Origin of the sequence: Sinomonas mesophila (genome assembly GCF_001999765.1) — a bacterium.
Classification (GTDB): Bacteria; Actinomycetota; Actinomycetes; order Actinomycetales; family Micrococcaceae; genus Sinomonas; species Sinomonas mesophila.
Genome location: NZ_MTIC01000023.1, coordinates 73,727 through 95,926, shown reverse-complemented (window position 1 = coordinate 95,926; position 22,200 = coordinate 73,727). Strand labels below are relative to the sequence as shown.

Sequence of the window (22,200 nt, the reverse complement as noted above, 5' to 3'; positions counted from 1 at the left end):
GCAGCCCGGTCAGTGGGCCACGGCGGCGGCGCCGTGCTCGTCGATGAGCGCGCCGGTCTCGAAGCGCTCGAGGGCAAAGGGGGCGTTCAGCGCGTGGGGCTCGTCCTTGGCGATCGTGTGCGCCATGGTCCAGCCGGCGCCGGGCGTGCCCTTGAAGCCGCCGGTGCCCCAGCCGCAGTTGACGTACATGCCCTCCACGGGTGCCTTGCCGACGATCGGGGACGCGTCGAGGGTGACGTCGACGATGCCGCCCCACGTGCGCAGGAGGTGCGCCCGGGAGAAGATCGGGAAGAGCTCGACGGCGGCGGCCATCTGCTCCTCGATGACGTGGAACGCCCCGCGCTGGCCGTAGCCGTTGTACGCGTCGATGCCCGCGCCCATGACGAGCTCGCCCTTGTGCGCCTGGGAGACGTACACGTGGACGTGGTTGGACATGACGACCGTCGGGTGGACCGGCTCGTGCAGCTCGGAGACGAGCGCCTGGAGCGGGTGGGACTGGATCGGCAGGTCGAAGCCGGCGAGCTTGGCCAGGACCGAGGAGTGCCCGGCCGCGCACAGCGCCACCTTCGGCGTCGCGATCGTGCCGCGGGAGGTCTGGACGCCGACGACGCGGTTGCCGTCCTTGACGAAGCCCGTGACCTCGCAGTTCTGGATGATGTCGACGCCGAGCTCGTCCGCCTTGCGGGCGAAGGCCCACGCGACGTGGTCGTGCTTCGCGATGCCCGCGCGCGGCTGGTACGTCGCGCCGAGGACCGGGTAGCGGATGTCGTCCGACGTGTTGAGGATCGGGCAGAGCTCCTTGACCTGCTCGGGCTCGAGCCACTCGGCGTCGACCCCGTTGAGCTTGTTCGCGCCCACGCGGCGGACGGACTCGCGCACGTCCTGGAGCGTGTGCGCGAGGTTCATGACGCCGCGCTGGCTGAAGAGGAAGTCGTACTCGAGCTCCTCGGGCAGGGCCTCCCACAGCTTGAGCGAGTGCTCGTAGATCGCCGCGGACTCGTCCCACAGGTAGTTCGAACGGATGATCGTCGTGTTGCGGGCCATGTTCCCGCCGGCGAGCCAGCCGCGCTCCAGGATCGCGATGTTGGTCATCCCGTGGTGCTTGGCCAGGTAGTAGGCCGTCGCGAGGCCGTGCCCTCCGCCGCCGACGATCACGGCGTCGTAGGAGGGCTTCGGGTCCGGGTTGTGCCAGAGGAACTCCGGGTGTTCGGGCAGCAGGTCCGCCATCACTGGGCTCCGTTCGTGAGTGAGGGGTAGAGGGGGTGCTTGTCGGCGAGGACCGTGACGCGGGCGCGCAGCTCTGCGGCCAGCTCGTCGTCGAACCCGGGCTTGAGCGCGGCCGCGATGATCTCGGCGACCTCGGTGAACTCGGCGGCGCCGAAGCCGCGGGTGGCCAGAGCCGGGGTGCCGATGCGCAGGCCCGAGGAGACCATGGGGGGCCGCGGGTCGAACGGGACGGCGTTGCGGTTCACGGTGATGCCGATGCGGTGCAGGCGGTCCTCGCCCTGCTGGCCGTCGAGGTCCGAGTGGCGCAGGTCCACGAGGACGAGGTGCACGTCGGTGCCGCCGTTGACGACGCCGACGCCCGCCTGGGTGAGGTCCTCCGTCAGGAGCCGCCCGGCGATGATCCGCGCGCCCTCGAGGGTGCGGCGCTGCCGGTCCCGGAACTCCTCCGTCGCGGCGAACTTGAAGGCCACGGCCTTGCCGGCGATGACGTGCTCGAGGGGCCCGCCCTGCTGCCCGGGGAACACCGCGGAGTTGATCTTCTTCGCAAGGGCCTCGTCGTCGGTCAGGATGATGCCGCCGCGCGGGCCGCCGAGGGTCTTGTGGGTCGTCGTGGTGGTGACGTGGGCATGGGGCACGGGGTTGGGGTGCAGGCCCGCGGCGACGAGGCCCGCGAAGTGGCTCATGTCCACGAGCAGGTACGCGCCGACGAGGTCCGCGATCCGGCGGAACTCGGCGAAGTCGAGCTGACGCGAGTAGGCGGACCAGCCGGCGATCATGAGCTGCGGCTTGTGCTCGACGGCGAGGCGCTCGACCTCGGCCATGTCGATGCGGTGGTCCTTCTCGCTCACCTGGTACGGCACGACCTTGTAGAGCCGGCCGGAGAAGTTGATCTTCATGCCGTGCGTGAGGTGGCCTCCGTGCGCCAGATCCAGACCCATGATCGTGTCGCCGGGCTTGATGAGGGCGTGCATGGCCGCCGCGTTCGCCTGCGCGCCGGAGTGCGGCTGGACGTTGGCGAAGCCGGCACCGAAGAGGGCCTTGGCCCGGTCGATCGCGAGCTGCTCGATGACGTCCACATGCTCGCAGCCGCCGTAGTAGCGCTTCCCGGGGTAGCCCTCGGCGTACTTGTTCGTCAGGACCGACCCCTGGGCCTCCATGACGGCGGTCGGGGCGAAGTTCTCGGACGCGATCATCTCGAGGGTGCCCTGCTGGCGGCCGAGCTCGTCGGCGATCGCCGCGGCGATCTCGGGGTCTGCCTGGCTGAGCGGCAGGTCGAGAAGATTCTGCATGTTCCCTCCTGGGTCTGACATCCACTTTGATATCTGACTAATCATCAACTGATATATTAGTTCTGAGATCGATAGTATGGTTGAAGTCACAGGGAGTCAACCGATACCCGGAAGGAGGCGGAAGGTGACCATAGCGGCCGTGGAGGGCGCGGCGTCGTCCGTATCCCTCGCCGAGCAGGCGTACCTCACGCTGCGCGATCGGCTCATCATGCTCGAGATCCGTCCCGGCGATCCGATCAACGACACGGCGCTCGCCGCCGAGCTCGGTGTGGGGCGCACGCCCGTGCGCGAGGCGCTCAAGCGGCTCGAGGTCGACCACCTCGTCGTCTCCTATCCGCGCCGCGGCACGTTCGCGACGATCGTCGACATCACCGAGCTCGCTGACGTCTCGGAGATCCGCGAGCAGCTCGAGCCCCTCGCGGCGCGCCGGGCGGCCCGTGCGGCGTCGACGTCCATGCGCGCGCGTCTGCGCGAGACCGCCTCGACGATCGAGGGGCTCGCCGAGCCCATCGACCAGCGCGAGCTCATGCGCTACGACATCACGGTGCACCGGCTCATCTACGAGGCCGCCGGCAACCCGCACCTGACCGACGCGCTCATCCGCTACGACAACCTCGCGACCCGCATCTGGTGCCTCGTCCTGGACAAGGTGCCCTCCGTGGCCGGGCACATCAAGGAGCACGCGGACCTCCTGCGCGCGATCGCCGACGGCGACGCCGAGACCGCGGGCCGCATGGCCCTCGAGCACGTGACGAGCTTCGAGAAGACGATCCGTCAGGCCCTCTGAGCACGGGCCCCCACAGCCCCAGGTCCCGATGCGGCGCGCTCTGTGACGCGCGAGTAGTGTCCGTCGCCACAGCCGAAGTAGGATCGGGGCTATGGTGGCGAGTGGTGCACTGGAACCCGACGGCGAGGTCGAGGGACCCCAGCAGGGGGGCGTGCAGTCCGTCGACCGCGCCCTCGCGATCCTTGAGATCCTGGCCCGTCAGGGCCACGCGGGCGTGAGCGAGATCGCCGACGAGATGGGCATCCACAAGTCCACCGCCTCGCGCCTCTTGAGCTCCCTCGTGAACCGTGAGCTCGTCCACCAGAACAGCGAGCGCGGCAAGTACCAGCTCGGGTTTGGGATCCTGCGTCTGGCCAACTCCGTCCCGGGGCGCCTGAGCCTCGTCCGGGAGGCGCGGCCCGTGCTCGAGCGGCTGGCCGAGGATGCCAAGGAGACCGTCAACCTCGCGGTGCTGCGGTCCAACTATGCGGTCAACGTCGATCAGGCCATGGGGCCCTCGACGCTCGCGACCTACGACTGGGTGGGCAGTCTGACCCCGCTCCATGCGACCTCCAGTGGCAAGGTGCTGCTCGCGGCCCTGCCTGCCGAGGACAGGGACCGCATCCTGAAAGAGACGGGCCTCCCCCCGCGGACCCCGCTCACGATCACCGACCGGCGCAGGCTCGAGAAGGAGCTCGTCGAGGTGTCCCACAGGGGCTACGGCGTGACCCGCGAGGAGTACGAGATCGGGATCAACTCCGTCTCGGTGCCGATCTTCAACCACGTGGGCGCCGTGATCGGCGCCGTGAGCGTCTCCGGGCCGGTCTTCCGCTTCGACCCCGAGGAGATGCCCGAGCTCATCGAGCTGCTCAAGGAGGGCGGCCTCGAGATCAGCGCGCGCATGGGGTACATGCGGCGCTAGCCGCACGCCAGGCGGACTGGCCCCCCGACGCCGAGGGGGCCCGTCGATTACGACGGACCCCCCAGAGACACGCTGCTGCTAGGACTTCGGGACGACGTCGCCGACCTTCTCCTGGACCCAGTCGTGGAAGGCGCCGATGTGGTGCTCGCTCGGGACGAGCACACCGCCCTTGGAGTAGATCTTGGAGTGCATGCCCGGCTGGGTGCGCTCGCACGCGTCGAAGTCCTGCTGGTTGACGCGGTGGAACAGCTCGACCGAGGCCGTGACGTCCTTGCCGCTCTCCACGACGCTGGGGAGGTAGAGCCAGTCGCACTCAACGATCGTGTGGTCCGCCGCGAGCGGGAACATGCGGTGGATGATCACGTGGTCGGGAACAAGGTTCACGAACACCGTCGGCTTGATGGTGATGGCGTAGTAGCGGCGGTCCTGGTCCTCGCTCACGCCGGGGATGTGGTCAAGGCCCTCCGAGCCGTCCACGGTGAAGCCCTTGATGTTCTCGCCGAACTCGGCGCCGTGGCCCACGAAGTACTGCGCGGCCAGCCCGTCCGCGAACTCCGGCAGGACCTCGGTCAGCTCGGGGTGGATCGTGGCGCAGTGGTAGCACTCCATGAAGTTCTCGATGATGAGCTTCCAGTTGGCCTTCACGTCGTACTTGATGCGGCGGCCGAGGGCCAGGTTGGCCACGTCGTAGCCGTCGATCTTGTGCACGTCGCCCAGGCGCTCCTCGACGGCGCCCATGACGTCCTCCTCGAACGACGGCGGCTCGTCAGCGAGGCAGACCCACACGTAGCCGAGGTACTCGCGGATGGCGACCTTGACCAGGCCGTACTCGTCGCGGTCGATGTCCGGCATCTTCGTGAGGTTCGGCGCGGCGATGAGCTTGCCCTCGAAGTCGTAGGTCCAGGCGTGGTACGGGCACTGGAAGTTGCGGGCGGCTTCGCCCTGCTCCTCCATGCACAGCTTCACGCCGCGGTGGCGGCAGATGTTGTAGAAGGCACGGATCTCGCCTTTGCGGGTGCGGGAGATCAGCACGCTCTCCCGGCCGATCTGCACGGCGCGCCACGCGCCCGGCTTGTCGAGGTCGGCGGAGCGGATGGCGCAGAACCACATCTTCTCGAAGATGCGCTCCTGCTCGGCGCGGAAGACGGCCTCGTCCACATAGGTGGAGCCAGGAAGTGTGGGGATGAGGCTCGGGGAAATGACTTCGGCAGACAACGTGTCCTCCTTATAGACAATCTCGACAGCTGGAAAAACTCGGGCGAGGGCCGGAGGCCCTCGGGGTGGAATTCAGGACAGGGCGGCGGCGCCGGCCAGAGTGGCAGGCACGATGCTGCGCCGCCGCTTCGCGAAGAGGCGGGGCTGGTTCATGCCGAGGACGGCGATCGGTGCATCGCCCCGGTAGTAGACGGCGAGGAAGCTGTGCTCCGACGGATCGCCGGCCTCGATCTCGACGCGGTCATGGCCTTCCGCGTGGCCAGCGAACTGGAGCTTGACCCCGTGGACGTCGGACCAGAAGTAGTGCGGCTTGTGCTGCCGCTGCGGTGCCTCTTCGTCGAGGAGCGCCTCGACCGCGAGCGCGGCGCGCTCCAGCGCACCGGTCCAGTGGCTGCTGAGGCGGTGGGTGCCGGTCGTCTCGTCGAACCACGCTGCGCAGTCGCCGACGGCGACCACGCCCGGGGTCCCCGTGCGCCCCATGGCGTCGCACACGACGCCGGGCTGCAGCTCGAGGCCGGAGCCCTGGAGCCACTCGGTGTTAGGCTCCGCACCGATCCCGACGACGACGAGGTCAGTCGCGATGATGCGGCCACCGGCGAGCCGGACGGCCGTGACACGGCGCCGGGACGTGACGAAGCCGTCCACCGTGGCGGAGGGCACGAGCTCGATGCCGTGCGCGCTCTGGAGGGCGGCCACGACCGAGCCCATCTCCGCTCCCAGCTGCGCAGCGAAGGGCACGGGCTTGGTGTCGAGCACCGTGACCTCGAGACCGCGCGAGGCGGCGGAGGAGGCGACCTCGGCCCCGATGAAGCCCGCGCCGACCACGAGCAGGCGGCGCCCGGCGATGAGCTCTGGGCCGAGCCGCGCCGCGTCGTCGAGCGTGCGGAGCGTGTGGACATTCTCCACGTCGGCCAGCTCGGGCAGCTGGCGCGCCCGCGCCCCGGTGGCGATGACGACGCCGTCGGACGCCACCGAGCGGCCGTCCCGCAGGCGGACCGTCCGCGTCGCGGCGTCGAACGACACCGCCTCGGCGCCGAGGAGCCACTCGGCGTCGAGACTGTCAGTATCGGTCTCCAGGGACAGGTCTTCGGCCGTGATCTGGCCGAGCAGGAAGTCCTTGGACAGTGGCGGCCGGTCGTACGGCCGGTGGGGTTCGTCGCCGATGACGACGAGCCGCCCCTCGAAGCCCTGGGCCCGGGCTGCCCGCGCGGCGGACAGCCCTGCCAGTGAGGCTCCGACGATGGTGAGCGTCTCCATGTCGGCCCCCTTTCCTCAATTGCTGATTACGCAACATCAAGCGCGATATGCAACAGCGTGATCCAGACCACGCGGCATGTCAAGACGCGGTCTCCGGAGGCCTTCACATGTCGCCGGAAGAGGCCTGACCCTTGACAGAACTCTGTGACGAGGAACACCCTGTTGCATATAGCGAAGCGTGTTGATGGATGCGAAACCCAGCACTCGCTTTCAGTCCCCAGGTCCCCTAAGGAAGTAGAGGTCGACCAAATGCACAAGGCCTGCCCGCTCAGTGAGCTCGCGCCGGGGGAAGCGCTCCGGCTCAATACCGCGCCCCCCATCGCGGTCTTCCATACCGAGGACGGCGAGCTGTTCGCCCTCGATGACACCTGCACCCACCAGGACGCCTCCCTCGCCGACGGGTATGTCGAGGACTGCTGGGTCGAGTGCCCGCTCCACGCGTCCCGCTTCAACCTCAAGACGGGCGAAGTGGACGCGCCGCCGGCAAAGCTGCCGGTCCGCCGCCACGAGGTCACCGTGATCGACGGCGACATCATGGTCATCGAGTCCGACGAGGCTCCGAACCTCCCGCCCGGCCTGACCCCCCATGGCCACGTCTAAGCCCCCTGCCCACGACGTCAATCACAAGGAAGCCCCCCATGGCGATCAACAGTGACCTCAAACCCCCAACACCTGAGAAGAGTCCCCTCGGCAACGACGCCGACGGCACCGCCGAAGAAACGGCCGAGCAGCTGATCGAAGCAGCGGTCCCCGACGAAGTCGAAGCCAACATCGTGACGGATGTCGAAGAGCACGAGCAGATCCTTCAGGAGCTGCGCCAGACGAAGGCGGAGCAGGCTGTCGCTGCGCGGCGCAACCGCAAGCTCACCCTGGACAAGGTCACCTTCGGGATCACGGGCGCCATCGCCGTCGCCTTCGTGGTCTGGGGCTTCACCGGGCGTGACAGCCTGTCCGCGACGTCCAAGGGTGCCCTGAACTGGGTGATGGAGTACACGGGCTGGCTCTTCATGCTCCTGGCCTCCCTGTTCGTGATCTTCGTCCTGTGGCTGGCGCTGGGCAAGTTCGGCAACATCCCCCTGGGCAAGGACGGCGAGAAGCCCGAGTACAAGACCGTGTCCTGGGTCGCGATGATGTTCGCCGCCGGCATGGGCATCGGGCTCATGTTCTACGGTGTGGCGGAACCGCTCTACCACTACATCTCCCCGCCGCCGGGCACCGTGAACGGCCAGACCCCCGAAGCCATCCAGACGGCCATGGCCACCTCGATCTTCCACTGGACCCTGCATCCCTGGGCCATGTACGCCGTGGTCGGCATCGCCATGGCCTACGGCACCTACCGCCTGGGCCGCCGCCAACTGATCTCGGTCGCCTTCACCTCGCTCTTCGGCATCCGCACCGTCGAGGGCCCGGTCGGCAAGTTCATCAACATCCTGGCCATCTTCGCCACCCTGTTCGGCACGGCCGCGTCCCTGGGCCTGGGGGCGCTGCAGATCGGCTCCGGCATGACCTCCAACGGCTGGTTCGGCGAGGTCGGCACCCCCGTGCTCGTGGTGATCGTTGCCGTCTTGACCTTCTGCTTCGTCGCCTCGGCCGTCTCCGGGATCAGCCGCGGCATCCAGTGGCTGTCCAACATCAACATGGTCCTGGCAGTCGTGCTCGCCCTCGTCGTCTTCGTCGCGGGGCCCACCCTGTTCATCCTGAACCTCATCCCGTCCGCCGTGGGCGACTACGCCCGCGACCTGGCCGAGATGTCGTCCCGCACCGAGGCCGTGGGCGATGAGGCCCTGCGCGAGTGGATGTCCGGCTGGACCATCTTCTACTGGGCCTGGTGGGTTTCCTGGACGCCGTTCGTCGGCCTCTTCATCGCCCGCATCAGCCGCGGCCGCACGATCCGCCAGTTCGTCACCGGCGTGCTGCTCGTCCCGAGCCTCGTGTCCGTCATCTGGTTCGGCATCTTCGGCGGCACGGCCTTCCACATCCAGTCCGAGGCCGACAAGGCAGGCACCCCAGGCCTGGTCACGATGGTCGACGGCGCCCCGACCGTGAGCTTCAACGGAGCCCTGTTCGACCTGGTCAACAACCTGCCCCTGCCCGCCTGGGGGATCACCGCCCTTATCGTCCTGGCCATGGTCCTCGTGGGGATCTTCTTCATCACGGGAGCCGACGCGGCATCCATCGTGATGGGATCGCTCAGCTCCAACGGCGCGGAGGAACCCCGCCGCGGAGTGGTCATCTTCTGGGGCAGCCTCACCGGCGCCGTCGCCGCCGTCATGCTCCTGGCCGGTGGAGACGTACCCTCTGAAGCGCTGTCAGGCCTGCAGCGCATCACCATCGTCGCGGCACTGCCCTTCGTGGTCGTGATGCTCCTGCTCTGCTTCGCCCTCGCCAAGGACCTCCGCCGCGACCCGCTGTCCCTGCGCCGCCGCCTCGCCGACAACGTCGTCGAGCGCGCCATCCGCACGGGCGTCGAGCAGCACGGCGGCGTCCAGTTCGAGCTCGTGACGAGGTGCCCGAGCGACAGCGATGACGAGGAGCCAGACGCCCGCGCTTCGGCGACCGAAGCGGGCCCAGACAGCACAGCATCGAAGGAGAACAAGTGACAGCAGTGGCCGACGGCCACTCCGCAGTACGCACCCCGGCCGAGGCGGCTTCCGCCTCGGCCGGGGGCCGCACGCGGACCGCCGACTTCGTCCTGACCCTCTCGTGCCCCGAGCGGCCCGGGATCGTCCGCGCCATCTCCGCCTTCCTGGCCGACCGCGGGTTCGACATCGTCGAGCACCAGCAGTTCGACGACCACGTGAGCGGCAAGCTCTACCTCCGCACCGCGTTCACGGGCGGGAGCGCCGAAGCCGTTGAGGCGGACGCCCTCGCCTCCGAGTTCGAGGCCACGGCCGCCGAGTTCGGCATGGACTTCGAGCTGCACGACGGCCGCCCGCAGCGGCTCCTCGTCATGGTGTCGAAGGCCGGACACTGCCTCAACGACCTGATCTTCCGGTGGAAGGCGGGCAGCCTCGGCGCGGAGATCGCCGTCGTCGTCTCCAACCACGAGGTGCTCCGGCCGATGGCCGAGGCCGCCGGCCTGCCCTTCATCCACGTCCCAAACACGTCCGGCTCGAAGGCCGAGGCCGAGGCCCGGCTGCTCGAGATCGCCGCGGAGTACCAGACGGACCTCGTCGTCCTCGCCCGGTACATGCAGGTGCTCTCGGACGAACTGTGCCGCGAGCTGCGCGGGCGCGCGATCAACATCCACCACTCGTTCCTGCCCGGCTTCAAGGGCGCCAAGCCGTACCACCAGGCCTACGACCGGGGCGTCAAGCTCATCGGCGCGACCGCCCACTACGTGACCGCGGACCTCGACGAGGGCCCGATCATCGAGCAGGAGGTCTTCCGGGTGGACCACAGCCTGGACGCCGACGCCCTCGTGACCGTCGGCCGCGACGCCGAGTCGCAGGCCCTCGCCCGGGCGGTCACGTGGCACTGCCAGCACCGCGTCCTGCTCAACCGCACCCGAACCGTCGTCTTCCGCTAGAGACATCCCAGGAGAGAACCCCATGACAGCTTCCCCCCGCGTCGTCATCATCGGCGCCGGCATCGTCGGCACGAACCTCGCGGACGAGCTCGCGAACCGCGGCTGGACGAACGTCACCGTCGTCGATCAGGGGCCACTCGAGCTCGCCGGCGGCTCGACGTCCCACGCCCCCGGGCTCGTGTTCCAGACCAACGCGTCGAAGACGATGACCGAGTTCGCCCGCTACACCGTGGACAAGCTGCTCTCGCTGACCTCCGACGGCGTCTCGTGCTTCAACCAGGTCGGCGGCCTCGAGCTCGCCACGACCGAGGCCCGGCTCGAGGAGCTCAAGCGCAAGCTCGGCTACGCGACGTCGTGGGGCCTTGAGGGCCGGATCATCGACCCGGACGAGTGCGAGAAGCACTACCACCTGCTCGGGACAGAAGCGGGCGCCGAGCGGACCCCGGTCCTCGGCGGCCTCCTCGTCCCGAGCGACGGCCTCGCCTCGGCCGCCCGCGCGGTCCAGCTGCTCATCGGCCGCGCCCGCGAGGCCGGCGTGACGTTCCTCGGCTCCACGACCGTGACGGGCGTCGAGCAGACCGGCGGCAAGGTCACCGGCGTCGAGACGGACAAGGGCCTCATCCCGGCGGACATCGTCGTCTCCTGCGCCGGGTTCTGGGGCCGGGAGCTCGGCCGCATGGTCGGGCTCGAGGTGCCGCTCCTTCCGCTCGCGCACCAGTACGTCAAGACCACGCCCGTGGCCGAGCTCAAGGGCCGGAACGACCTGCCCGGCGGCGCGACCCTGCCCATCCTGCGCCACCAGGACCGCGACCTGTACTACCGCGAGTGGGGCGAGCGGATCGGCATCGGCAGCTACGCCCACCGGCCGCTGCCGGTGGACATGGCCACCCTCCCCCAGGTCCCCGCCGAGGAGATGTCCGACCGCCGCATGCCCTCCCGCCTCGACTTCACCCTCGAGGACTTCCTCCCGGCCTGGGAGGACAGCAAGGCCCTGCTCCCGGCCCTCCGCGGCGCGGAGATCGAGGACGGCTTCAACGGCATCTTCTCGTTCACGCCCGACGGCGGCCCGCTCATGGGCGAGCACCCGGACCTCGACGGCTTCTTCGTCGCCGAGGCCGTCTGGGTCACGCACTCCGCGGGCGTGGCCAAGGCCATGGCCGAGCTCCTCATCGAGGGCGGCTCGCGCACCGACCTGCACGGCTGCGAGCTGTCCCGCTTCGAGAAGGTCCAGACCTCCGACGCGTACGTCAGCGAGACCTCGCAGCAGAACTTCGTCGAGATCTACGACATCCTGCACCCGCTCCAGCCCAAGGAGTCCCCGCGGGACCTCCGCGTGAGCCCCTTCAACGTCCGGCAGAGGGAGCTCGGGGCGTTCTTCCTCGAGTCCGCCGCGTGGGAGCGCCCGCACTGGTTCGAGGCCAACCGCGGCCTCCTCGAGGAGCTGCCCGCCGAGTGGCAGACGCCCGAGCGGGACGCCTGGTCCGCTATGTTCCACTCCCCCATCTCCGCGGCCGAGGCCTGGAAGACGCGCACCGCCGTCGCCCTCTACGACATGACGCCGCTCAAGCGGCTCAGCGTGAACGGCCCCGGCGCCCTGGCCCTCCTCCAGCGGCTCAGCACCGGCAACATCGCCAAGAAGCCCGGGGCGGTGACGTACTGCCTGCTCCTCGCGGAGGACGGCGGCATCCGCAGCGACGTGACGGTCGCCCGGCTCGGGGAGGACACCTTCCAGCTCGGCGTCAACAGCAACGTCGACTTCGACTACCTGCGCGTCGAGGCCCGGAAGCAGTCCACGGCCGATCCGGCCCAGTGGGCGCACGTCGCGGACATCACCGGCAGCACGTGCTGCATCGGCCTCTGGGGCCCGCTGGCCCGTGAGGTCATCGGGAAGGTCAGCGACGACGACCTCAGCAACGACGGCCTGCGCTACTTCCGCGCGAAGGAGATCCACATCGGCGGCATCCCTGTCACGGCGATGCGTCTCTCCTACGTCGGCGAGCTCGGCTGGGAGCTGTACACGTCCTCCGAGTACGGGCTCAAGCTCTGGGACCTGCTCTTCGAGGCGGGCCAGGAGCACGGCATCATCGCGGCCGGCAGAGGGGCCTTCAACAGCCTCCGCCTCGAGAAGGGCTACCGCCTCTGGGGCACGGACATGACGACCGAGCACGATCCGTACCAGTCCGGCCTCGGCTTCTCCGTGGCCAAGGACAAGGAGGGCTACGTGGGCTTCGAGGCGCTCGCCGAGCGCAAGGCCGCCAAGCCCGCGAAGGTGCTGCGCTGCCTCACGGTCGACGACGGCACGTCCGTGGTCCTGGGCCGGGAGCCCGTGTACGTCGGCGGCGAGCCCGCCGGGTACGTCACGAGCGCCGCCTACGGGTTCACCATCCGCAAGCCCATCGCCTACGCGTGGCTCCCGGCCGCCGTCGAGGAGGGCAGCCAGGTCGAGATCGAGTACTTCGGCCGGCGCGTGGCGGCCACGGTCTCGGCCGAGCCGCTCGTGGACCCGGGCATGGAGCGCCTGCGCGGCTAGCCGCCGCTCGGAGGCCCGTCAAAGCCTGAGAGAGGTGGCCACCCAACCCGAGAGGGGTTGGGTGGCCACCTCTTGCGTCGTTGCGGGGTCACCTCCCAGCGTTGCGGGGTCACGTCCCAGCGTTGCGGGGTCACCTTCCGTCGGCTCCCTGCCGCACAAGAACGACGACGGCGACACCCCGCGAGGGGATGTCGCCGTCGTCGTCAGCTCACGCCGTGCGGCGCCGCCGCTACTTGTCCGCCAGCCGGGAGAGCGTCTCGCGCTCGGCCCCGATCGTCGTTGACTCGCCGTGCCCGGTCCGCACCACGGTCTCCGCCGGCAGCGGCAGGAGCCGCTCGCGGATCGAGGTCAGGATCGTCGGGTAGTCGCTGTAGGACCGCCCCGTCGCGCCGGGCCCGCCGTTGAAGAGGGTGTCGCCGGTGAAGACGGTGCCCTCGCTCGCGAGGAGGAAGCACGTGGACCCGGGCGAGTGGCCCGGCGTGTGGATCGCCTCGAGGGACGCCCCGCCCACCTCGAAAACGTCGCCGTCGGCGAGGAAGCGGTCCGGGCGGACGTCGGGGTAGACCTGCGACCACAGCACCATGTCCTCGGGGTGCAGGTGGATCGGCGCGCCCACGGCCTTGGCGAGCTCGAGCGCGACGCCGATGTGGTCGTTGTGCGCATGCGTCAGGAGGAGCGCGAGGACCTTGCGGCCGCGGACCTGCTCGAGGATCGGGGCGGCGTCGTGCGGGGCGTCGATGATGACGCACTCCTCGTCGTTGCCCACGACCCAGACGTTGTTGTCCACGTCCCACGTGCCGCCGTCGAGGGAGAAGGTCCCGGACGTGACGGCGTTCTCGATCTGGACGGCCATCAGAGCTCCACCACCGATCGCAGGACCTTGCCCTCGTGCATGCGCTCGAAGGCCTCCTCGACCTGGTCGATCGCGATGCGCTCGGTGACGAAGGCGTCGAGGTCCAGGTTGCCGAGCTTGTACTGCGCCACGAGCATCGGGAAGTCCCGGCTCGGGAGGCAGTCGCCGTACCACGAGGACTTGAGCGAGCCGCCGCGGCCGAACACGTCCAGGAGCGGAAGCTCGAGCTGCATCTGCGGGTTCGGGACGCCGACGAGGACGACGCGGCCCGCGAGGTCGCGCGCGTAGAACGCCTGCTTGTACGTCTCGGGGCGGCCGACGGCGTCGATCACCACGTCCGCTCCGTGCCCGCCCGTGAGGGCGCGGATCGCCTCGATGGGGTCCTCGGTCGAGGAGTCGACGCCGTGCGTCGCGCCGAGGGACTTGGCCATGTCGACCTTGTTGGCGTCGATGTCGACGGCGATGATCGTCGTCGCGCCGGCGAGCTTCGCGCCCGCGATCGCCGCGATGCCCACGCCGCCGCAGCCGATCACCGCGACGGACTCGCCGCGCTTGACCTCGCCCGTGTTGATCGCGGCGCCGATGCCGGCCATGACGCCGCAGCCGAGGAGGCCGACGGCGGCGGGGTCGGCGTCGTCGTCGACCTTCGTGCACTGGCCGGCCGCGACGAGGGTCTTCTCCGCGAAGGCTCCGATGCCGAGGGCGGGCGTGAGCTCGGTGCCGTCCTCGAGCGTCATCTTCTGCGTCGCGTTGTGCGTCGCGAAGCAGTACTGGGGCTGGCCCTTCGCGCACGCGCGGCACGAGCCGCAGACGGCGCGCCAGTTGAGGATGACGCGGTCGCCCGGCTTGACGTCGGTGACGTCGGGCCCGACGGCGCTGACCACGCCGGTCGCCTCGTGGCCGAGGAGGATGGGGAACTCGTCGGTGATGCCGCCGAGCTTGTAGTGCAGGTCGGTGTGGCAGACGCCGCACGTGAGGATGTCGACGAGCGCCTCGCCGGGCCCGGGGTCCGGGACGATGACGGTCTCGACCGTCACGGGCGCGTTCTTCTCCCTGGCGATGACCGCCTTCACTCTGTGAGCCATATTGCTTGTCTTCCCTTCCCGCGTCCGGGCAGGCTCATCGGCGCAGCAGGGAGCCATCCGAGGAGCCGGCGCGGGCGATGCGGACATTATCACGTTGCGGATAACGCAACAACACGCATATAGCGCGTCTTAGACAGGATATGGCACCCGTCACAGAAGGTGTCAATGGGGGTCCCCCGCGTGAAGGTTCAGCCTAACCGCCAATACGCGTGGCCATCCGCCTCGCGGGCCACGAGGCCCTCGTCGACGAGCGCGCGGCGCACGCCCGGGATGTCCAGGACCTGGTCACCGAGCCTCGCGTTGAGCTCCTTCTCCGGAATGCGCTCGTCAGCGCCGAGCACCGCATCGGCGACCTTGCCGAGAACCTCAAGCCGCAGGCGGTGCTGGCGGGGCAGGAGGTCGACCTTCCCCTCGGGCTTCGGCTCGAGCGTCCCCCGGGCGTGGTCCAGGAGTGCGCGCAGTCCGGGCCCGCTGATCCGCACCCTCCCATCGGGGAGCTCCTCCAGAGCGCCGGCCGCGACGAGGAGTCGGTCCGCGTCGGGATCGCCGGGGACGCCCGCCCCGCCGCCGATCTCGACGTCGGCGAAGCGGCGCCGCATCTGATGGTTCGCGAGGGCCGCCATCATCTGGATGAGCTGCTGCTGCATGCTTCCACTGTGCCGCATCCGGCGCGCCCTCGGGAGAGTGCCGTCGGAGGGCGTTGTCGTACCCGGAGTGGCCACAGGGCGTCGAGATGTGTACTAGGAATGGCAAAACGGCGGCGAGATGCGTACCCGGAACGTTCTCGCGGGCGCCTCGCCAAGGATCTAGGCGCCCCTCCCCTGCCCGGTGCCCGCGGTGTCGCGGAGGGCCAGGGCCGCCTGCACGAGCGCGGCGTGCGTGAGGGCCTGCGGGAAGTTCCCGAGCTGCTCGCCCGTCTCCGGATCCAGCTCCTCCGCGTAGAGGCCCAGCGGCGTCGACCGCTCGAGCAGCGATGAGAAGACCGCGACGGCCTCGTCCCGCCGGCCGGTCAGGGCCAGCGCCTGCACGAGCCAGAACGAGCACGGGAGGAAGGCCCCTTCGGTCCCGGGGAGGCCGTCGCGGCCGGGCGGGTAGCGGTAGACGAGGCCGTCGTCCCCCGCGGACAGCTCGCTCCGGATGCGGTCGATGGTGGCCCGGACCCGCGGGGACGCGGGATCGTCGAAGCCGAGCAGGGGGAGCATCAGGAGGGCCGCGTCGACGTCGTCCGCCCCGTAGGCGCGGGCGTAGCTGCCGGTCGCAGCGTCCACTCCGCGCTCCCGCACCTCCGCGGCCAGGGCAGCGCGCGCCTGCTCCCAGCGGCGCCGTCGGCCCCGCGACACGCGGTGGCGCTCGGCCAGGCGCAGGGCGCGGTCGAGGGCCAGCCAGCCCATGAGCTTCGAGTGCACATGGTGGGCGGGCGACCCCCGGACCTCCCAGATGCCGGCGTCGGGCTCGCGCCACCGGGCGGCGACCAGGTCGGCGAAGGCCCGCATCGCGCGCCACGTCTCCGAGTACAGGCGGTGCCCGCCCTTCTCGAAGACCCACGCGGCGTCCAGGACCCACCCGTAGCCGTCCAGCTGATGCTGCTCGGCGGCGAGGTTCCCGAGGCGCACGGGCGTGCTGCCCGCATAGCCGGGCCACGCCAGCTCCCTCTCGCGCGGCACCGTGCGGCCCATGAGCGTCAGGAGGGCGGGCAGGCGGGGGCGGGCCAGCCTGCTCGCGTGCAGCAGCCAGCTCAGGAAGCTGCCGGCCTCACGGGTCTTGCCGACGCCGAGGAAGGTCGCCACCCCGATGCTCGCGTCCCGGGGCCAGGTGAAGCGGTAGTCCCAGTTGCGGACTCCGCCGGGGTTCTCGGGCAGCGACGTCGTGGGGGCGGCGACGGGCGCCCCCGACGGGGAGTAGGTGAGCAGCCGCAGCGTGAGCAGGCTCCGCACGACGGCGGGCCGGAAGGGGAGGTCGGAGACGATCTCCGCGGCCCATGCCTCCCAGCGGGCCTCGTCCGCGGCGACCAGCTCCCACGCCGCCGCCGGGTCCACGTAGACGAGCGGCTCGCCGTAGGCGACGCCGAGCACGAGCGTGAGCGGCCGGCCGGGGGCGACGACGGCCCTCACCGGGGTCCCGGGCTCCAGCTGCAGCGTCGGCTCGCACCGGAGCGAGAGCGCCAGGGGGCCGGACTCGCAGACCAGGTGCCCATTCCGCCTCGACCACCGGCACTCGCGGGGCCTGGCGGGCCGGGGATCATAGTGCACCTCGACCTCCACTGGCTGGCCCTCGGCCGCGAGCCGGCGTACGAGGAGGCTCGTCGGCAGCAGCCGGCCAGAGACCTCGGCGACCATGGCCTCGGTGAGGGTGAGCCGCCCGCCGTCGGCCGCCCACACGGTCTCGAGGGTGGCGGAGTCGCCGCGGTAGCGGCGGGACACGAGGGTGCTGGGCCGGGCGGGGCCCACCCGGAAGGAGCCCGCGCCCGGGCCCCCGACGAGCCGCCCGAACACGGGCGGGCTGTCGAAGGCGGGCGCGCACATCCAGTCGATCGACCCGGAGCCCGAGACCAGCAGGGCCGTCCTCGTGTCGCCGAGCAGGCCATAGTCCCCTATCGGCACCGGGGGGATCGGCACCGCGCTCACCGGGCCCCGAGGAGCAGTCCGAGGACGACGCCGTAGAGCACATGCGCTGCGGCGGCGACCGCGGGCGTCTGGACGCCGTAGTTGAGGCCCAGCAGTCCGGGAGGCTCGAGGCCCGCGCGGCTCGACGGGCCCGCCCGGTGCGAGGCCATCCGCGGGTGGACCCCGGGCAGGAGCGGGAGGATGAGCGTCAGCGCCACGGCGCCGTGTAGGAGCCCGAGCAGCCCGCCGAGCCACCAGCTGCTCCAGCCCAGGAGCGCGAAGGTCCAGGCGTAGCCCAGGGCGAACGTCTGCCCGGCGATCAGATGGAGGAAGAAGCCCACGACGCGCGCGCGGTCGGGGTCTGGGGTGACGAGGGTGCCGAGGACCAGGGGCAGGTCCAAGCGGGTGAAGCCAGCCATCTGCGCGGCGATCATCACGGCGGTGAGGGCCCCGGTGGCCATCAGCCCGAACAACGCCCAGCCTGACCAGTCCATGCCAGACACTTCCTGTTACGTCCTCGTGTGGCATGTAGAGCGGCGCAGGAGCGGCCGCTATTCCCGGCACGGCACCTGGCACACGACGAGGCTCGGCACGCGCTACGCGACCGCGCTGCCCTCGTCGGTGCAGGTGTTCCTCGGGACGCTCGGCCCCGAGCGCGTGCGCGAGCTCCTGACAAGCGGCGCCGTCGCGTACGCGGAGGCGGACGACGCCGGCCTGGACGCCTATGCTGCCCGGCTCGCCGGCAACCAGGAGCGCCGGCTAGGCGTCCTCGCGCTCGCCGACGTCGATCCGCAGCACCCCGAGCCGGTAGCCGTGCTCGGTGCCGGGGACGGTCGGGCCCCGGGCGGCAAGGACCGGTTTCGCCCGAGGCCGGTCCGTCCTTGCGAGACAGGTCGGGAACGCACCGGTCTCGCAGAGCGGCACCTGTTTCGCCACGAGACCGGCGGCAAACAGCGCCGACGGCCTTGGCGGCTCGGCCCCCCGGACGGCAATCCCGCCCGAGACCGGTCCGTCCCCGCGAGACAGGTCGGGAACGCCCGATCTGTGACGCTACTCGGCGATGTCCTCCGCCCACAGCTCGGGATGCTGCCGCTGGAAGGCCTCCATCATCTCGATGCAGCGGCGGTCGTCGAGCACGACGACGTCGACCCCGCGCGAGCGCAGGAGCTCGAGCTCCCCTGGGAAGCTCCGCTGCTCGCCGACCACCACGCGCGGGATCTTGAACTGGATGACCGTGCCCGCGCACATCGCGCAGGGAGCGAGCGTCGTGTAGAGGACCGTGTCGCGGTAGGTCCGCTGCCGGCCCGCGGCACGGAGGGCGGACATCTCGCCGTGCGCGATCGGGTCGCCGCCCTGGACCCGCTCGTTGTGGCCGACGGCGACGACCTCGCCACCGCGGACCAGGGCTGCGCCGATGGGGATGCCGCCTTGCTGCAGTCCGTCCCGCGCCGCCGCGAGGGCTGCCTCGAAGCCCGGATCGCCCGTCACCGGCTGCCTCCCGGGACGAGCATGACCTTGATCGCCCGCCGCTCGTCCATGGCGGCGTAGGCCTTGGCGGCGTCCTCGAGGGGCATGACGGCGTCGAACACGAGCCCGGGGCTGATGGCCCCGGAGAGGACGTCCTCGAGCAGCTCGGGCAGGTAGTGCCGGGTCGAGGCGGCCCCGCCGCCGACGCTGATGTTCTTCGAGAAGAGCACGCCGATGGGCAGCTCGGCTCCGCCGGCCGGGACGCCGACGAACCCGAGGCTCCCGCCCGGCCGCGTGCAGCGCAGCGCCTGGTCCATGGACTCCTTCGTGCCGACGCACTCGAGCACCGAGTCGGCTAGCACCCCGCCGAGCAGCCCGCGGACCTTCTCGGCGGCCCCCGGGCCGCGCTCGGCGACGACGTCGGTCGCCCCGAGCCGACGCGCGATCGCGGCGCGGTCCTCGTGCCGGGACATCGCGATGATCCGCTCGGCCCCGAGCCGCTTGGCCGCGAGCACCCCGCAGAGGCCGACGGCGCCGTCGCCCACCACCACGACGCTGCGCCCGGGCCCGACGCCGGCGGCCACGGCGGCGTGGTGTCCCGTGCCCATGACGTCGGAGAGCGTCAGGAGACTCTTGAGCAGGTCCTCGTCGGGCACGGTGACCCCTGAGACTCCGGGGACGGGCACGAGCGTCCCGTCGGCGAGGGGCACACGGACCCTCTCGCCCTGGCCGCCGTCGACCGGGAGTCCGTCCTCGTCCGCGCCGCCCCACGAGGCGCGATGCTCGCACGCCACCTGGACGCCGTTGCGGCAGGGCGGGCACACTCCGCACGAGACCGCCCACGGCGCGACGACGAAGTCCCCGACGGAGAGCGTCGAGACCGCGTCGCCGAGGGCCTCGACGACGCCGACGAACTCGTGCCCGATCGGCTTCGGCCGGGCCACCTCGCGCACGCCGCGGTACGGCCACAGGTCGGAGCCGCACACGCAGGAGGCGACGACGCGCACGATGGCGTCGCCGGGGAGCCGGATCTCCGGGTCCGGGCGGTCCTCGACGCGGATGTCGCGGGTGCCGTGGATCATGGTCGCGCGCATGGGGCTCCTCACGCTGGGGCCGAACGGATACGGGATCCAACCTACCGCTGGTCCCTCCCGGCAGAGCGGAGGACGGCGGCCGGTCACCTTCCCTGGGGAAGGCGACCGGCCGCCGTCGTGCGTTCTGCCGGAACTGTCGGAACGTCAGCAGATCAGAGGTTCGACTCCGGGAGGTGCACCGGGTAGACCTCGCGGAGGAGGTGGGCGGTCTCGGACGGCGTCTTGCCGACCTTGACCCCTGCGGCCTCGAGGGCCTCCTTCTTGGCCTGGGCCGTGCCGGAGGAGCCGGAGACGATGGCGCCGGCGTGGCCCATGGTCTTGCCCTCGGGGGCGGTGAAGCCCGCGACGTAGCCGACGACCGGCTTCGTGACGTTGTTCTTGATGAACTCGGCCGCGCGCTCCTCGGCGTCGCCGCCGATCTCGCCGATCATGACGATCGCCTTCGTGTCCGGGTCCGCCTCGAACGCGGCGAGGGCGTCGATGTGGGTCGTGCCGATGACCGGGTCGCCGCCGATGCCGATCGCGGTCGAGAAGCCGAGGTCGCGCAGCTCGTACATCATCTGGTAGGTCAGGGTGCCGGACTTGGACACGAGGCCCACGCCGCCCTTGCCGGTGATGTTGGCCGGGGTGATGCCCACGAGGGCCTCTCCCGGGGTGATGATGCCGGGGCAGTTCGGGCCGATGATGCGCGTGGTCTGCTTGCCCTCGGCGTCCTTGCGGGACTGCGCGAGCGCCCAGAACTCGGCCGAGTCCTGAACCGGGACGCCCTCGGTGATCACCACGACGAGGCCGATCTCGGCCTCGATGGCCTCGACCACGGCGTCCTTCGTGAAGGCCGGCGGGACGAACACGATCGAGGTGTCCGCGCCGGTCTCGGCCATGGCCTCCTTGACGGAGCCGAAGACGGGCAGCTCGATGTCCGCGCCGTGCTGGTCCTGGTGCTTGACCGTGGTGCCGGCCTTGCGGGCATTGACGCCGCCGACGATGTTGGTGCCGGCCGCGAGCATGCGGGCGGTGTGCTTGGAGCCCTCGCCGCCGGTGATGCCCTGGACGATGACCTTGTTGTCCTTGTTGAGGAAGATCGACATTGTTCTCTCGTCCCTTACTTCGAGGCGTTCGCCAGCTCGGCGGCCTTGTCGGCGCCCTGGTCCATGTTCTCGGCCAGCGTCACGAGCGGGTGGTTGGCCTGGTGGAGGATGCGTCGGCCCTCGTCGACATTGTTGCCGTCGAGGCGCACGACGAGCGGCTTGTTGGCCGAGTCGCCGAGCTTGTTGAGGGCGCCGACGATGCCGTTGGCGACGGCGTCGCACGCCGTGATGCCGCCGAAGACGTTGACGAACACGCTCTTGACCTGCTCGTCGCCGAGGATGATCGAGAGGCCGTTCGCCATGACCTCGGCCGAGGCGCCGCCGCCGATGTCGAGGAAGTTCGCCGGCTTGACGTTGCCGTGGCGCTCGCCCGCGTAGGCGACGACGTCGAGCGTGGACATCACGAGCCCGGCGCCGTTGCCGATGATGCCGACCTCGCCGTCGAGCTTGACGTAGTTCAGGTCCAGGGCCTTGGCCTTGGCCTCGAGCGGGTCCTCGGACTCCTTGTCGACGAGCTCCTCGTGCTCCGCGTGGCGGAAGCCGGCGTTCTCGTCGATCGAGACCTTGCCGTCGAGCGCGATGATCTCACCCGAGCCCGTCTTGACGAGCGGGTTCACCTCGACGAGCGTGGCATCCTCACCCTTGAAGACGTCCCACAGCTTGACGAGCACGCCCGCGATCTTCTCGCGCAGCTCGGGGGCAAAGCCCGCGGCCTCGACGATCTCGGCGGCCTTGGCGGTGTCGATGCCGACGGCCGGGTCGACCGGAACCTTGGCGAGGGCCTCGGGCCGCTCGACGGCGAGCTGCTCGATCTCCATGCCGCCCTCGACCGAGCACATGGCCAGGTAGTTGCGGTTCGCGCGGTCCAGCAGCAGCGAGAAGTAGTACTCCTCGGCGATGTCGGCGCCCGCGGCGATCATGACCTTCTTGACCGTGTGGCCCTTGATGTCCATGCCGAGGATGTTCGTGGCGTGCCCGTGAGCCTCGTCAGCGGACTTCGCGACCTTGACACCGCCGGCCTTGCCGCGGCCGCCGATCTTGACCTGTGCCTTGACGACGGTGACCCCGCCGATCTTCTCGGCAGCAGCCTTGGCTTCCTCAGGGGTGTGCGCAACGATTCCGGCCAGCACGGGCACGCCGTGTGCCTCGAACAGATCGCGCGCCTGGTATTCAAACAGGTCCACGGTTCAGTGTCCTCTACGTCGAAGTAGTTCTGACTCGGAACACCCGTGGTTCGCCGCGGGAGCTACCCTGCGGCGGGCCCAGTGCTCCAAG

General features: G+C 70.3%; 20 protein-coding genes. 6 read left to right on the top strand and 14 right to left on the bottom strand.

What is annotated here, in order from left to right:
* Positions 1–9: 9 nt before the first annotated feature.
* Together BV907_RS16565 and glyA are read right to left on the bottom strand one after the other, a co-directional pair.
* Positions 10–1,227 (bottom strand): sarcosine oxidase subunit beta family protein, encoded by a 1,218-nt coding sequence (locus BV907_RS16565; RefSeq protein WP_077490839.1) that lies wholly within the window; start codon positions 1,225–1,227, stop codon positions 10–12.
* Entirely contained in the window at positions 1,227–2,516 is a 1,290-nt protein-coding gene (gene glyA, locus BV907_RS16560) for a serine hydroxymethyltransferase (RefSeq protein ID WP_077490838.1), read from the bottom strand. Before glyA ends, BV907_RS16565 begins: the two co-directional genes overlap by 1 nt.
* 76 nt (positions 2,517–2,592) lie before the next feature.
* Between glyA and BV907_RS16555 the strand changes: the two genes are divergently transcribed.
* On the top strand, positions 2,593–3,303 hold the full coding sequence (locus tag BV907_RS16555; protein WP_077490837.1) for a GntR family transcriptional regulator: 711 nt from the start codon (positions 2,593–2,595) through the stop codon (positions 3,301–3,303).
* Positions 3,304–3,394: 91 nt separating this feature from the next.
* Entirely contained in the window at positions 3,395–4,204 is an 810-nt protein-coding gene (locus tag BV907_RS16550) for an IclR family transcriptional regulator (RefSeq protein ID WP_077490836.1), read from the top strand.
* Between the two features lie 78 nt (positions 4,205–4,282).
* Here the strand turns inward: BV907_RS16550 and BV907_RS16545 are convergent, their stop codons facing one another.
* Positions 4,283–5,419 carry an aromatic ring-hydroxylating oxygenase subunit alpha gene (locus BV907_RS16545; protein ID WP_077490835.1) on the bottom strand — a complete coding sequence of 379 codons (1,137 nt, stop codon included), beginning with the start codon at positions 5,417–5,419 and terminating at the stop codon, positions 4,283–4,285.
* Between the two features lie 72 nt (positions 5,420–5,491).
* Positions 5,492–6,676 carry an NAD(P)/FAD-dependent oxidoreductase gene (locus tag BV907_RS16540; RefSeq protein WP_077490834.1) on the bottom strand — a complete coding sequence of 395 codons (1,185 nt, stop codon included), beginning with the start codon at positions 6,674–6,676 and terminating at the stop codon, positions 5,492–5,494.
* Between the two features lie 249 nt (positions 6,677–6,925).
* On the opposite strand from BV907_RS16540, the gene BV907_RS16535 reads away from it, so the two are divergent.
* Genes BV907_RS16535 through BV907_RS16520 form a run of 4 tightly spaced genes read left to right on the top strand, consistent with a single transcriptional unit; the run spans position 6,926 to position 12,735 of the window.
* Positions 6,926–7,276 carry a bifunctional 3-phenylpropionate/cinnamic acid dioxygenase ferredoxin subunit gene (locus tag BV907_RS16535; RefSeq protein WP_077490833.1) on the top strand — a complete coding sequence of 117 codons (351 nt, stop codon included), beginning with the start codon at positions 6,926–6,928 and terminating at the stop codon, positions 7,274–7,276.
* 38 nt (positions 7,277–7,314) lie between these two features.
* Positions 7,315–9,276 (top strand): BCCT family transporter, encoded by a 1,962-nt coding sequence (locus BV907_RS16530; RefSeq protein WP_077490832.1) that lies wholly within the window; start codon positions 7,315–7,317, stop codon positions 9,274–9,276.
* Entirely contained in the window at positions 9,273–10,205 is a 933-nt protein-coding gene (gene purU, locus BV907_RS16525; RefSeq protein ID WP_077490831.1) for a formyltetrahydrofolate deformylase, read from the top strand. Before BV907_RS16530 ends, purU begins: the two co-directional genes overlap by 4 nt.
* A 22-nt stretch (positions 10,206–10,227) precedes the next feature.
* The gene (locus tag BV907_RS16520) at positions 10,228–12,735 is read left to right on the top strand and encodes a GcvT family protein (RefSeq protein ID WP_077490830.1); all 2,508 of its coding nucleotides are present in this window, start codon (positions 10,228–10,230) and stop codon (positions 12,733–12,735) included.
* Between the two features lie 229 nt (positions 12,736–12,964).
* Here BV907_RS16520 and BV907_RS16515 read toward each other — a convergent pair whose 3' ends face one another.
* The 10 genes from BV907_RS16515 to sucC form a co-directional block, all read right to left on the bottom strand.
* Positions 12,965–13,588 (bottom strand): MBL fold metallo-hydrolase, encoded by a 624-nt coding sequence (locus BV907_RS16515; protein WP_077490829.1) that lies wholly within the window; start codon positions 13,586–13,588, stop codon positions 12,965–12,967.
* A complete protein-coding gene (locus tag BV907_RS16510) occupies positions 13,588–14,673 on the bottom strand; it encodes an S-(hydroxymethyl)mycothiol dehydrogenase (protein WP_077490828.1) in 1,086 nt (361 codons plus the stop codon). Before BV907_RS16510 ends, BV907_RS16515 begins: the two co-directional genes overlap by 1 nt.
* A gap of 188 nt (positions 14,674–14,861) precedes the next feature.
* The gene (locus BV907_RS16505; RefSeq protein ID WP_175637503.1) at positions 14,862–15,320 is read right to left on the bottom strand and encodes a DUF2087 domain-containing protein; all 459 of its coding nucleotides are present in this window, start codon (positions 15,318–15,320) and stop codon (positions 14,862–14,864) included.
* A gap of 159 nt (positions 15,321–15,479) precedes the next feature.
* The gene (locus tag BV907_RS16500; protein ID WP_245828039.1) at positions 15,480–17,288 is read right to left on the bottom strand and encodes a glycoside hydrolase family 15 protein; all 1,809 of its coding nucleotides are present in this window, start codon (positions 17,286–17,288) and stop codon (positions 15,480–15,482) included.
* Positions 17,289–17,293: 5 nt separating this feature from the next.
* Positions 17,294–17,770 carry a hypothetical protein gene (locus tag BV907_RS16495; RefSeq protein ID WP_077490826.1) on the bottom strand — a complete coding sequence of 159 codons (477 nt, stop codon included), beginning with the start codon at positions 17,768–17,770 and terminating at the stop codon, positions 17,294–17,296.
* Between the two features lie 265 nt (positions 17,771–18,035).
* Positions 18,036–18,212, bottom strand: a complete 177-nt coding sequence (locus BV907_RS18990) for a hypothetical protein (protein ID WP_175637502.1) — start codon at positions 18,210–18,212, stop codon at positions 18,036–18,038.
* 114 nt (positions 18,213–18,326) lie between these two features.
* Positions 18,327–18,764 carry a nucleoside deaminase gene (locus BV907_RS16490; RefSeq protein ID WP_077490825.1) on the bottom strand — a complete coding sequence of 146 codons (438 nt, stop codon included), beginning with the start codon at positions 18,762–18,764 and terminating at the stop codon, positions 18,327–18,329.
* Entirely contained in the window at positions 18,761–19,837 is a 1,077-nt protein-coding gene (locus BV907_RS16485) for a zinc-dependent alcohol dehydrogenase family protein (protein ID WP_077490824.1), read from the bottom strand. The genes BV907_RS16490 and BV907_RS16485 overlap by 4 nt, the downstream gene beginning before the upstream one ends.
* A gap of 152 nt (positions 19,838–19,989) precedes the next feature.
* On the bottom strand, positions 19,990–20,925 hold the full coding sequence (sucD, locus tag BV907_RS16480) for a succinate--CoA ligase subunit alpha (protein WP_077490823.1): 936 nt from the start codon (positions 20,923–20,925) through the stop codon (positions 19,990–19,992).
* A 14-nt stretch (positions 20,926–20,939) separates the two neighbouring features.
* Entirely contained in the window at positions 20,940–22,109 is a 1,170-nt protein-coding gene (sucC, locus tag BV907_RS16475) for an ADP-forming succinate--CoA ligase subunit beta (protein ID WP_077490822.1), read from the bottom strand.
* Between the last annotated feature and the right edge of the window lie 91 nt (positions 22,110–22,200).

What these genes read in the sequence shown, in the direction of transcription:
- BV907_RS16565 (WP_077490839.1), bottom strand. Translation starts at nt 1,227, where the DNA reads ATGGCGGACCTGCTGCCCGAACACCCGGAGTTCCTCTGGCACAACCCG.
- glyA (WP_077490838.1), bottom strand. Translation starts at nt 2,516, where the DNA reads ATGCAGAATCTTCTCGACCTGCCGCTCAGCCAGGCAGACCCCGAGATC.
- BV907_RS16555 (WP_077490837.1), top strand. Translation starts at nt 2,593, where the DNA reads ATGGTTGAAGTCACAGGGAGTCAACCGATACCCGGAAGGAGGCGGAAG.
- BV907_RS16550 (WP_077490836.1), top strand. Translation starts at nt 3,395, where the DNA reads ATGGTGGCGAGTGGTGCACTGGAACCCGACGGCGAGGTCGAGGGACCC.
- BV907_RS16540 (WP_077490834.1), bottom strand. Translation starts at nt 6,676, where the DNA reads ATGGAGACGCTCACCATCGTCGGAGCCTCACTGGCAGGGCTGTCCGCC.
- BV907_RS16535 (WP_077490833.1), top strand. Translation starts at nt 6,926, where the DNA reads ATGCACAAGGCCTGCCCGCTCAGTGAGCTCGCGCCGGGGGAAGCGCTC.
- BV907_RS16530 (WP_077490832.1), top strand. Translation starts at nt 7,315, where the DNA reads ATGGCGATCAACAGTGACCTCAAACCCCCAACACCTGAGAAGAGTCCC.
- BV907_RS16520 (WP_077490830.1), top strand. Translation starts at nt 10,228, where the DNA reads ATGACAGCTTCCCCCCGCGTCGTCATCATCGGCGCCGGCATCGTCGGC.
- BV907_RS16515 (WP_077490829.1), bottom strand. Translation starts at nt 13,588, where the DNA reads ATGGCCGTCCAGATCGAGAACGCCGTCACGTCCGGGACCTTCTCCCTC.
- BV907_RS16510 (WP_077490828.1), bottom strand. Translation starts at nt 14,673, where the DNA reads ATGGCTCACAGAGTGAAGGCGGTCATCGCCAGGGAGAAGAACGCGCCC.
- BV907_RS16505 (WP_175637503.1), bottom strand. Translation starts at nt 15,320, where the DNA reads ATGCAGCAGCAGCTCATCCAGATGATGGCGGCCCTCGCGAACCATCAG.
- BV907_RS16495 (WP_077490826.1), bottom strand. Translation starts at nt 17,770, where the DNA reads ATGGACTGGTCAGGCTGGGCGTTGTTCGGGCTGATGGCCACCGGGGCC.
- BV907_RS16485 (WP_077490824.1), bottom strand. Translation starts at nt 19,837, where the DNA reads ATGCGCGCGACCATGATCCACGGCACCCGCGACATCCGCGTCGAGGAC.
- sucD (WP_077490823.1), bottom strand. Translation starts at nt 20,925, where the DNA reads ATGTCGATCTTCCTCAACAAGGACAACAAGGTCATCGTCCAGGGCATC.